At 63.0% G+C, this 11648-nt stretch carries 10 protein-coding genes; 8 read left to right on the top strand and 2 right to left on the bottom strand.

The window, feature by feature from the left end; all coding sequences use genetic code 11:
• The 5 genes from E5W87_RS01535 to E5W87_RS01555 form a co-directional block, all read left to right on the top strand.
• On the top strand, nucleotides 1-836 hold an 836-nt coding region (locus E5W87_RS01535), incomplete at its 5' end, for a fumarylacetoacetate hydrolase family protein (RefSeq protein WP_292393310.1).
• Between the two features lie 259 nt (nucleotides 837-1095).
• Nucleotides 1096-2028, top strand: coding sequence for a substrate-binding domain-containing protein (locus E5W87_RS01540; protein WP_292393312.1), 933 nt, complete (start codon nucleotides 1096-1098; stop codon nucleotides 2026-2028).
• Nucleotides 2029-2147: 119 nt separating this feature from the next.
• Complete coding sequence (locus E5W87_RS01545; protein ID WP_095483918.1) at nucleotides 2148-3134, top strand: ABC transporter permease; 987 nt, start codon at nucleotides 2148-2150, stop codon at nucleotides 3132-3134.
• Between the two features lie 3 nt (nucleotides 3135-3137).
• Nucleotides 3138-3932, top strand: a complete 795-nt coding sequence (locus E5W87_RS01550; RefSeq protein WP_292393315.1) for an ATP-binding cassette domain-containing protein — start codon at nucleotides 3138-3140, stop codon at nucleotides 3930-3932.
• 69 nt (nucleotides 3933-4001) lie between these two features.
• Nucleotides 4002-5024 carry a LacI family DNA-binding transcriptional regulator gene (locus E5W87_RS01555; protein ID WP_292393317.1) on the top strand — a complete coding sequence of 341 codons (1023 nt, stop codon included), beginning with the start codon at nucleotides 4002-4004 and terminating at the stop codon, nucleotides 5022-5024.
• 550 nt (nucleotides 5025-5574) lie between these two features.
• On the opposite strand, the gene E5W87_RS01560 is transcribed toward E5W87_RS01555, so the two are convergent.
• The gene (locus E5W87_RS01560; protein WP_292393319.1) at nucleotides 5575-6156 is read right to left on the bottom strand and encodes a TetR/AcrR family transcriptional regulator; all 582 of its coding nucleotides are present in this window, start codon (nucleotides 6154-6156) and stop codon (nucleotides 5575-5577) included.
• A gap of 260 nt (nucleotides 6157-6416) precedes the next feature.
• Here E5W87_RS01560 and E5W87_RS01565 point away from each other — a divergent pair, with 260 nt between their 5' ends.
• Genes E5W87_RS01565 through E5W87_RS01575 form a run of 3 tightly spaced genes read left to right on the top strand, consistent with a single transcriptional unit; the run spans nucleotide 6417 to nucleotide 11030 of the window.
• Nucleotides 6417-6674, top strand: a complete 258-nt coding sequence (locus E5W87_RS01565) for a hypothetical protein (RefSeq protein ID WP_292393321.1) — start codon at nucleotides 6417-6419, stop codon at nucleotides 6672-6674.
• A complete protein-coding gene (locus E5W87_RS01570) occupies nucleotides 6668-9844 on the top strand; it encodes an efflux RND transporter permease subunit (RefSeq protein WP_292393323.1) in 3177 nt (1058 codons plus the stop codon). The genes E5W87_RS01565 and E5W87_RS01570 overlap by 7 nt, the downstream gene beginning before the upstream one ends.
• Nucleotides 9845-9860: 16 nt before the next feature.
• Entirely contained in the window at nucleotides 9861-11030 is a 1170-nt protein-coding gene (locus E5W87_RS01575) for an efflux RND transporter periplasmic adaptor subunit (RefSeq protein WP_292393325.1), read from the top strand.
• A gap of 10 nt (nucleotides 11031-11040) precedes the next feature.
• Here E5W87_RS01575 and E5W87_RS01580 read toward each other — a convergent pair.
• Nucleotides 11041-11648: LysR substrate-binding domain-containing protein (locus tag E5W87_RS01580; protein WP_292393327.1), on the bottom strand; the 608-nt coding region annotated here is incomplete at its 5' end.

The raw sequence follows: 11648 nt of genomic DNA on the forward strand, positions 1-11648 counted from the left end.
GCCTGCTCGAACGGGTCATCGAAGAGCAGGCGCGCGGCTCGGCCGAGAAGGCGGATGCCATTCGCGCCGACATTGCCGGGCTGATCGGTCACGATCTGTCGAAGCTCAAGCCCGGCTCGCCGGAAGCGATGGAGATCAAGGCCAAGCTAATCCAGCGCGGCGCCTGGTCGCAATATCTGGAAGTGGGTATCGGCCCCGATGCCGAGATCTTCACCAAATGCCAGCCGATGGCGTCGGTCGGCTTCGGCGCCGATGTCGGCCTGCATCCGGTGTCTACCTGGAACAATCCGGAGCCGGAGATCGCCATGATCGCCGCCAGCAGCGGCCGGATCGTCGGCGCGACGCTCGGCAACGACGTCAATCTGCGCGATGTCGAAGGGCGCTCGGCGCTGTTGCTCGGCAAGGCCAAGGACAACAACGCCTCGGCAGCACTCGGCCCGTTCATCCGCCTGTTCGACGATAGCTTTTCCATCGATGACGTGAAGCAAGCCACCGTGCGCCTGAAGGTCGAGGGTGAGGACGGTTTCTCGCTGGAGGGTGCAAGCTCGATGGCCGAGATCAGTCGCTCGCCGGAGGAGCTGGTCGCGGCCGCCATGGGTTCGCATCATCAATACCCGGACGGGCTGGCGCTTTATCTCGGCACCATGTTCGTGCCGTCGAAGGATCGAGGCGAAAAGGGCAAGGGTTTTACGCACAAGGTTGGCGACATCGTCACCATCTCGTCGGAGAAATTCGGCGCCCTGGTCAACCGTGTGCGGCTGTCGCCTGACTGCCCGCACTGGACCTACGGCGCCAGCCATCTGATGCGCGATCTAGCCAAAGCCGACCTTATCTAGGTTCCCGTCCCGCCTGCGCCTCGTCTTCGGCGACGAGGATCCGCCTGCCTGGAAAATATCAGCCAGACTGATGCAATCTGATGGGACTTCTGATGGCGCCTCGGGTTGCGCCAACTACCACTGGCAAATGGAGGCTTGCCATCGATCGAAAAAGCGGATGCTCTGATGTATCCAGAGCGGCGCTGGCAAGAAAATACGATCAGGGTTTTGCCGTGATCGTCGTCGGAGGGAGGCAGTTTTCAAAATGGGAGGAAATCAAATGCTGACAAGGCTACGACTATTTGTATTCGGCTTGATCATGGCGCTGGCCATTCCGGCGGCGGCGCAGGCCAAGACCTTCTACTGGATTTCGCATGGCGGCCCGGCCGACCCGGTCTGGACCTACTTCCTCGCCGGCGCTAAGCAATGGGCGGCGGATACCGGCAACACCGTCAACACCTCGTTCCACAGTAACGACGTGGCATCCCAGCAGGAGGCCGTTCGCGCGGCCATCGCCGCCAAGGCCGACGGCATCACCACCACCAGCCCCGACCCGGGCAGCCTTATCGAGCTCGCTAAGGAAGCACGGGCGGCGAACATCCCGATCATCAACTTCAACACACCCGATCCGAAGGCGGACTTCAACGCCTATGTCGGCGGCGACAACGTCACCTTCGGCAAGAACTGGGCGCAGTATCTGGTCGACAAGGGCCTGGTGAAAAAGGGCGATTTCGTCTGGATGCCGGTCGAAATCCCGGGCGCCACCTATGGCGTCCAGGAAGAAGAAGGCATTAAGAGCGTTTTCGAGCCACTCGGCATCACTTATGAGATCACCGAGGCGACGCTCGATCAGGCCGAAGCGATCAACCGCATGGTCGACTACCTCACCGCCAACAGGGCCAAGGTCAAGGCGATCATCGGCCTCGGCGATCTGGTGACCGGCTCGATCAAGCGGGTGTTCGACCAGGCTGGCATCAAGCCGGGCGAAATCCCGGTGGTCGGCTGGGGCAACTCGCTCGACACCACCCAGGAGGTGCTGACCGGCTATGTCAATGCCGGGCAGTGGCAGGATCCGCAGGCGACCAGCTATGTGGCGCTTTCGCTCGCCAACATGGCCGCCAGCGGCATTCCCCCCGGCTTCGACGTGACCACCGGCGCGCTCTACGAAAAGGACACCGCGCAGGTCTACGACGACATCCTGTCCGGCAAGTAAAACCGCGATCGGGATGATCGCGGCGGCGCCTGCCGCGGTCATCCCCATCATTTCGCCGCCTCGAATCCGACTTGTGCGGTGCCGGGTTTGGTCAGTTCCAACCATGTCGCGGGTCCAACGTGGAAAATAGTTCTATCATCCAACGCTCGATCGCCAGGCCGGAATTCGGGCCCTTCGTGCTGCTTGTGGTCGAGCTCGCCGTGTTCTGGGGGTTCAACCACGACTTCCTGTCGCCGCAGAACATCAGCAACATACTGGCCTTCACGGTCGAGCTCGGCCTGATCGCGCTGGCGATGACGCTGTTGATGACATCGGGCGAATTCGACCTCTCGGTCGGATCGCTGTTCGGCTTCTCGCCTGTCTTGATGTGGACACTCTTCAACAGCGGCCTCACCTCGCTGGAAGCCGGCTTCGTCGTGGCCTTGCTGGTTGCCGCCTTCATCGGGCTGGTCAATGGCTGGTTCGTGACGCAGCTCAAGATCCCGTCCTTCCTGGTGACGCTCGGCATGCTGCTGGTGGTGCGCGGCACCGCCCTGTTCGTCACCAACGGATTTCCGCAACGCACCTGGAGCGCCGAAGGCAGCTGGCTCGCCGAGGCGCTGGTCGGCGATTTCTTCATCGGGCCGTTCCGCATCTACATGTCGCTGTTCTGGTTCATCGCAGCCGCGATCGCGCTCGGCTACGTGCTGACGCAGAGCCGGACCGGCAACTGGATCCAGGCAGCCGGCGGCAACCCCAATGCGGCGAAGGCTCGTGGCGTCAACGTCAGCGGCGTCAAGATCGGCCTGTTCATCCTGTCATCGATCATGGCTTCGCTTGCCGGCGTCATCAGCTCGTTGCGCACCTCCGCCGCCAATCCCAACAGCGGCACCGGCTACGAGCTCGAAGTGATCGCCATGGTGGTGATCGGCGGCACGGCGCTGACCGGCGGACGCGGCACTATCATCGGAACCGTGCTCGGCATCCTGATCCTGCGCGTCATGCGCAACGGCATCGTGCTGATCGGCGTGCCGGGCCTTGCCTACAACATCTTCATCGGCGCCATCATCCTCGGCATGATGGCGCTCCACTCATGGCTGGAACGCCGGCATCAGGCAGGGACTTGAACCATGGCTGAACCGCTTGTCCGCATGGAAAACATCCGCAAGTCCTACGGGCGCGTGCAGGCGCTCGTCGATGCCAATTTCCATGTCAATGAAAGGGAGATCGTCGGTCTGCTCGGCGACAATGGTGCCGGCAAATCGACGCTGATCAAAGTGCTGTCGGGTGCGGTTCCGCTGACCAGCGGCGACATCTTCATTCGCGGCAAGAAGGTGGACTTCCGCAGCACCAGCGACGCCATCGCCCACGGCATCGAGACGATCTACCAGGATTCGGCGCTGGTGACGCAATTGTCGATCGCGCGCAATCTGTTTCTCGGGCGCGAGCCGATCAAACCGCCGCGTTTCCTCAACCGCATGGACCAGGAAGCGATGAACGTGGTCGCGCGCGACTTGCTCAAGCAGGTCGGCATTTCGAAAAACATCCCGTCGACCACACCGATCGGCTCACTCTCCGGCGGTGAGCGGCAGGCCGTGGCGATCGCGCGCGCCATGCATTTCGACAGCGACCTCATCATCCTCGACGAGCCGACCAACAATCTTGGCGTCGCCGAGACGCAAGGCGTGCTGAGCTTCGTGCGCAGCGCTCGCGATTCGGGCCATTCCTGCATCTTCATCGCCCACAACATCCATCACGTCTTCCAGGTGGTCGACCGCATCGTCGTCATGCGCCGCGGCAAGGTGGTCGCCGACGATATCGATCCGAAGAACACCAACGTCGCGGAAGTCGAACGGATCATCACCGGCATGTCCGACGAGGAGATCCACGACGCCATCGTCCAGGGGAAGCAATCGCAGGGCTGAGCGGGCCAGGCGCAAGCCGGTTGGCCGTATGTCTGGTACAGGATCACATCAGCTCCTATGACTGCGACAATGAAAGCCACCGTTGCGGATATCGCCAGAAGCTGTGGGCTGTCGACCGCGACGGTCGACCGGGTGCTGAACAATCGGCCGGGCGCAAGTGCTGCCAACCGGCAGCGGGTGATGGAGGCGGCCAAGCAGCTCGGCTATCTGCCGGTCGTGGATCAGGTCGTGCTGCCCTCGCGGCCGGCGCATCTGGAATTCTTCCTGCCGATCGGCTCCAACGCCTTCATGATGGATCTGGCAAATCATATCGAGGATTATGCGGCGCGCCTGCCGCTCGTCGCCTCCTGCCGGATCCACAAGCTCGCCGGCATCTCGCCGAGCGCGTTGCAAACGGCCGTCGAAAACCTCTCGCTCAAGGCAAACGGCGTCGGCGTCATCGCGATCGATCATCCGAGAACGCGCAACATCCTGCGCGAGATCGTCGAGGCCGGCATCCGCCTGGTCACGCTGGTGTCGGACGTTCCCGGCGCACCGCGATCGGCCTATGTCGGCATCGACAACCGTGTGGCCGGCCGCACCGCGGCGCTGTTGATGGGACGCTTCCTGGGCGGGCGCCCGGGCCACCTGGCAATGGTCGTCGGCTCACGCTCCTACCGCGGGCATGAGGAACGCGAAATGGGCTTTCGCTCCGTGCTCAGCGAGGAGTTCCCCAATCTGACCGTCACCAGTGCCGTCGAGATCAACGACGAGCCTGATATCAGCTACACGGCGACGATGAAGGCGCTGCACAACGAGCCGGAGCTGCTCGGCATCTATTGCGTCGGCGCCGGGCGCTCCGGCGTGGCGAAAGCGCTGCTGGAAGCCAAGCCGAGAAGGAAGCCGGTGTTCATCTGTCACGACCTGACAAGGGCGACACGCGGCTATCTCGTCGACGATCTGCTTGACGTCGTCATCGACCAAAACGCACGGCTGATCGCCGAGCAGTCGGTCATTCGCCTGCTCGGCTCGATCGCTTCCTCGGCGCCCTATTTGACGCGGAAGTTCATCGAACCGCGCCTGATCTTCAAGGAAAACGTCCCGGTGCAGTGACGCCGCGCAAGGGCGACGTTCAATCTGCCCCATAGTTAAGATTCGGTTGATACAGCAAATCTGCACATCTGCTATGCATCTTTCGTTATTGCCGAATCATTGGGCAATCGGTAGTTTCGCAGGTGTCGGCCATCTACTCCTCCCAGATGCGATGCCGACGCTGAGTGCGGTACACCTCCTCCCGTGCCGTATTCGAAATCAAGCCCGCTGCCACCTCCTCCCGGCAGCGGGCTTTTTTGTTCCGGCTCCGGGTGTGGGCAAAGGCTGGGGTCATGACCTTCACCGTAGGGGCGATCGCCACCGGCTTGGTCGGTGAGCGGCCGAGCATGTTGCAGCCGCGATCAGCGGATCCGTCGGAATCCCGTCACACTTGTCACTCTCACCAATTCGCTATCGGTCCTATCCTTACCAAGGCAACAGGTCGCGCCGGAGATGCGGCGACAGACCGGCAAAGGAGAAGCGCGATGACGATACATCCGAACGGACAAAAGAGCATTCGGCGGCGCGGCTCGCAATGAATACGCCGCCGATCGTTTCGCCGCTTGGGAGACTATCTGGCCCTAAAAGAGGTGATCAGGCCTTCCGCCATGCGGACGAATTGCGCGCTGGGGCCCTCGGCTCCGACGCTTTGAAGGCTGACGCGGGCACCCTCCAGCAGCAGCGACAATGTATCGGCGAGAAGCTCCGCCTGCCCGATGCCGGCATCCCGGCACAAGCCGACCAGACGGTCGCGCTGGGCCTGCTTGAGCTCCTTGATCACCCGACGGGCGGGATGGTCGGTCTCGCTCAACTCGATGGCGGCGTTCGCCATGTCGCAACCGCGACCGTCCATCAACAGGCAATCGGCAGCCATCCGAACCCAGGCGTGCAGCTGCGCAAGCTTGTCGCCCGGATGCTCGGCCTCGAACTTCTGCCACATCGCGTTGGCGCTGCATGCGGTCGCCCGCAGGCATTCGATGACCAGGTCGTCCTTGGACTCGAAATGACGATAGAGCGTCATCTTATTGGTACCAGCGGCCTCAGTGATCGCGTCGACGCCGACGCCCTTGATGCCATGCTTGTGGAACATATCCCGTGCCGTCTCCAGGATGCGATCCCGGGGGCGGATGCGTTCCGCAGCGCCGTCTTCCATCAAAACCTCCTTGGTTTCCGGGGTTTCCGAAAAATCCCTCGGCCCACCTCTTGACTAGGGTGTTACCGGTCTGTAACTTCTAGATGTTACTTACTGGTAACACCCCAATTGCCTCGTGTCAAATCTCGCAGGCGCCTGTGAATAGCCTCCGCCGAATCGGCCCAGGCATGAAACTGCGCCCTAGGCGACTTTTGGCCGCGACCAAGAAGACCACCCGATCTGCGGCGTACGCCGGGGATCGCAAGCGAGGAGCCGCTACGATGTCGCAGCGCAAAGATTTGACGATCGACGAAGTTGTGAAGGATCCGATGATCCGGATGCTGATGAAGGCCGACCGCGTCGACCCGCGCTCTTTCGAGACGATGCTGCGTACGCTTGCGGATGCGCAAGGGTACGGCAGCAAGGCGCCGCCTCGTTTTCTGGAAGATTCGGGTCAAAGGCGCATCAAGAGGCTGTCCAGAGTGGCCAAGGCCTTTGGCGAGGCGAGAGCATCGGGCGAGGCGTACGTGTCATGGTAAACTTCTTCATCCACCGACCGATCTTCGCATCGTCGATCGCCATCATCATGGTGCTCGCCGGGGCGATCTGCTATTTCCTGCTGCCTGTCTCGCAGTTTCCAGACATCACGCCACCTCAGGTCGTGGTCAGCGCCAATTACCCGGGCGCCAGCGCGCAGGTTGTGGCCGACACCGTCACGACGCCGCTCGAACAGCAGATCAACGGCGTTCAGGGGATGACCTATATGTCGTCGTCGAGCTCCAATGACGGCTCGTCGACGATCACCATCACCTTCGAGGTCGGCTATTCCCTGAGCACCGCCGCCGTCGACGTCCAGAACCGCGTGTCGCAGGCGGCGTCCTCGCTGCCGGCCATCGTCAACCAGGGCGGCGTGACGATCAAGAAGCAGAATCCGAATTTCGTCCTGATCGTCAACCTCACCTCGCCCGACGGCTCCGTCGATCCGGTCGCGCTCAGCAACCTCGCCTACCTGCAAGTGGTCGACCCGCTGAAGCGCCTGCCCGGCGTCGGCGACGTGCAGATCTTCGGCGAGCGGCGCTATTCGATGCGCGTATGGCTCGATCCCGACAAGCTCGCCAATCTCGGTATCACCGCCGTCGATGTCCAGAACGCCGTCGCCGAGCAGAATGTCCAGGTCGCGGCCGGCAAGATCGGACAGTCGCCGGCGCCGGCCGGCACCGCTTTCGAAATGCAGGTCAACGCGGTCGGCCGACTGAGCGACCCCAAGGAATTCGGCGAGATCGTCGTGCGCGCCGATGCCGCGAACGGTTCGCTGGTGCGGCTGCGCGACGTAGCGCGCATCGAACTCGGCGCCCTGCAATATTCGTCGTCGGCCTTCTTCGCTGAAGACCCGACCGTAGTGCTCGCGGTCTACCAGATGCCGGGCTCGAACGCGCTCGATCTGCAGCAGCGCGTCAAGGATAAGATGCAGGAACTGTCGGCCCGTTTCCCGAAGGGCGTCAGCTACGCCATGCACTACGACACGACGCGCTTCGTCTCGGCGTCGATGCACGACGTGCTGGTCACGCTCGGCGAGGCGCTGGTCCTGGTTGTCGCGGTGGTGTTCATCTTCCTGCAGAGTTGGCGCACCACGATCATCCCGACGATCGCGATTCCCGTGTCGCTGGTCGCCACGCTCGTCGTCATGTACATGTTCGGCTTCTCGCTGAACATGCTCAGCCTGCTCGGCATGGTGCTGGCGATCGGCCTTGTCGTCGACGACGCGATCGTCGTCGTCGAAAATGTCGAGCGCCAGCTGGAGGCCGGCCTCAAACCGCTGGCTGCTACGCGCGCGGCGATGGCCGAGGTCACCGGGCCGATCATCGCCACGACTGCGGTTCTGATGGCCGTGTTCGTGCCGGTCGCCTTCATACCCGGCGTTTCCGGCCGGCTCTACAACCAGTTTGCGCTGACGGTCGCGATCTCCTTCGGCATCTCCGCCTTCGTCTCGCTGACGCTCACTCCGGCGCTCAGCGCCGCCTTCCTGCGCCACCGCCCGGCAACGCAGTTCGTGCTGTTCCGCTGGTTCAACACGGGCTTCGAGCGGCTGTCGCATGCCTATGCCCATGGTGTGCGCTTCCTCATCCGCCTGCGCTGGATCATGCTCGGACTGTTCGCGGCCGGGCTTGTCGCGACCTATTTCGTCTGGCAGCGCCTGCCCTCGACCTTCCTTCCGGTCGAGGACCAGGGCTACTTCTTCGTGGTCATCCAGTTGCCGGATGGGGCGTCGCTGGAACGCACCGACGCCGTGGCCCGGAAGGCACGCGATATCCTGCAGAACACGCCCGGCGTCGATATCGTCGGCTCGATCAGCGGCTTGAACTTCCTCACCAATGCGGCCCAGTCGAACTCGGCGGTGGAGTTCGCCATCCTGAAGCCATGGGACGAACGCGGCCCTGACCAGAGCGCCTCAAAGCTCGTCGCCGACGTGCGCTCAAAGCTCATGGAACTTCCCGAGGCCTTCGCGCTGAGCTTCGATCCGCCTTCAATCCCGGGCATCGGCACGACCGGCGGCTTCGAATTCCAGGTGGAGGACCTGACCGGTCGCGGCAGCGCTGCGCTCAACGATGCGACGCAAGCCGTGCTCGCCGAGGCGCGCAAACAGCCCGAGCTCAACCCGCAGCAATTGTTCTCGTCGTTCTCGACCTCGACGCCGCAGTTCAACTACGACCTCGACCGCAACAAGGCGAAGCTGCTGGGCTTGAGCCTGCCTGACGTGTTCAACACGCTGCAGATCTATCTCGGCTCGCTCTATGTGAACGACTTCAACCTGTTCGGCCGCACCTTCCGGGTGACGATCCAGGCCGACAAGGATGCGCGTGCGGGCGCTGCCGACATTTCGCGGCTCTATGTGCGCAATGCCTCCGGCGGCATGGTGCCGTTGAGCACGCTCGGCAAGCTGGTGCCTATCGTCGGCCCGGAAACCGTCCCGCATTACAACAACAATGCGTCGGCCCTGATCAATGGCGGTGCCGCACCCGGCTTCTCCTCGGGCCAGGCGGTCGCCGCAATGGAACGTGCCGCTGCCACGGCACTGCCGAAGGATTTCGGCTACGAATGGACTGGCATTACCTATCAGGAGCTCAAGGCCGGGTCGATCGCCTCGATCGTCTTCGGTCTCGCCATGGTCTTCGTCTTCCTGATCCTCGCCGCCCAATATGAGAGCTGGGCCATGCCCTTCATGGTTCTGCTCGCGGTGCCGCTTGCCCTGTTCGGTGCCTTTGTCGCCTTGTTGATCCGCGGCATGCAGATCGACGTCTATTCGCAGATCGGCTTCGTCATGCTGATCGGACTGGCGGCGAAGAACGCCATTCTGATCGTGGAGTTTGCCCGGCGCCGGCGCGAGGAAGGTCTCAGCATCGTCGACGCCGCGATGGAAGCGGCGCGCCTGCGGCTGCGGCCTATCCTGATGACCGCCTTCGCGTTCATCCTCGGCGTGCTGCCGCTGATGTTCTCCACAGGTGCTGGTGCAGCGAGCCGCCAGTCGATCGGCACCACCGTCTTTGGCGGCATGGTCGCGGCGACGATCCTGTCGCTGGTGTTCGTGCCGGTCTTCTACGCGGTGATCGAGCAGTTGCGCGAGCGCGGCAGCAAGAGCGAACCCGTTGCCGAACCAACTGAACCCACTGCCGAACCCGCTTTCGAGCGATTGGCCGAAGCGGCCGAATAGGATTGGAGAATTGATCATGCGTAAATGGAAAATTGCGTTGGGAGCGGCCGTTGCCGTGGGGGCGATCTCGGTGGCGAGCGTTCACTTGCTCGACATGGGTAATTTCGGCCTCAACGCCGGCACGGCAGGCGCGGCAACGCCCGAACCCGCGGCGCCCGAGCCCGCAGCGTTTGTCATGCCGGTGCCGGTGGTGAGCGTCGTCAAGAAGACGATCCCGATCTATCTCGACTATGCGGCCCGCACCGAGCCGATCCGCAGCATCACGCTGCAGGCGCGCGTACCGGGTTATCTGCAGGAGCAGGTCGCGCCAGACGGCAGCGATGTCAAGAAGGGCGACCTTCTCTACAAGATCGCTCCAGAGGATTTCCACGCAGCCCTTGACCAGGCGAAGGCTCAGGTCCAGCGCGACGAAGCAACACTCGACTATGCGCGTTCCAGCCTTGGTCGCGGCACCGAGCTCGCCAAGAGCGGATACATCGCCAAGGATGCGTTCGACCAGCGCACCAGCACCTTGCGCGAGGCCCAGGCCTCGCTCGCCGTGAACCAGGCGGCTGTGCGGACCGCCGAGCTCAATCTGAGCTATTCGGAGATCAAGGCGCCGTTCGCCGGGCGCGTCGGCCGCAACCAGGCCTCGGTCGGAACGCTGGTCAGCGTCGCCGGCACGGTGCTCAACACGCTTGTGCAGCTCGACCCGATCTATGTCACCTTCAATCCGAGCGAAACGGATCTGGCGCAGATCGAGGAAGCCCGCGCGGCGGGGCCTATCGACGTCGACGTCCTGCTTCCCGGCGATACAGAACCGCGCCAGAGAGGCCAGCTCACCTTCATCGACAATACGATCGATCGTTCGACCGGCACCATCACCGCGCGGGCGACGATCGGCAACGCCAAATTCACGCTGTTGCCGGGCCAATATGTTCGCGTGAAGCTGCACATCAAGCAGCAGCCCGATGCGCTGATGGTGCCGCAGACGGCGTTGGGATCGAGCCAGCTCGGCAAGTACCTCTACGTCGTCGGCAAGGACAACACTGTCGACCAGCGCATCGTTTCGCTCGGGCCGACCAATGGCGATCTGGTGGCTATCTCGAGCGGCGTATCGGAAGGCGACCAGGTGATCACAGGCAATCTGCAGAAGATCGGGCCGGGAATGCCGGTCTCGCCGCTCCCACAGAAACCGGCCACCTGATACCCCCCCGTCAGGTCCGGTCCAGCGGCGCCCTCGGCTCCCACGCCAAGGGCGCCGTTTTGCTGAGCAGCGCGACGAGCCCGGCAACATCGGCGCGCTCAGCCTTTGCCGGAGCCATGAAGGCACAATAGGGATGCCCGAGACGGACCGAGACCGACGAGAGCGCGATTAGGCGCCCGGCTTCCAGGTCCCCATGGGCCATGGCCCGCTGGCCAAGCGCAATTCCGAGACCAAGCCTCGCCGAGACGATCGCCAGGCTGGACAGACCGACACGGCGTCCATGCGAAGGATCGGGCGCGCGGCTGCCGCCAGACGCCGCGAACCAGTCCGCCCATGTCGGGTGCGATGCATAGTTCGGACCCCAGTTGGTGTGGATGAACAGGCTCTCATGCACATCCGCCAGGCTGGATGCACCGTTGCCGCGTCTCTGCCAGAAGTCCGGCGCACAGACCGGCAGGACGTCGTCAAGGACGAGACGGATCATCCGCAGGCCGGGATAGTGATAGTCGCCATAGCTGATACGAAGGTCGATGTTCTGGCGGACCAGGTCGACTGGATCGTCTTCGACCCTAACGTCGATCGCCGTTTGCGGGAAGGCATCGAGAAGAACGGCCAGCC

Source organism: Mesorhizobium sp. (genome assembly GCF_004962925.1).
Taxonomy (GTDB): Bacteria; Pseudomonadota; Alphaproteobacteria; order Rhizobiales; family Rhizobiaceae; genus Mesorhizobium.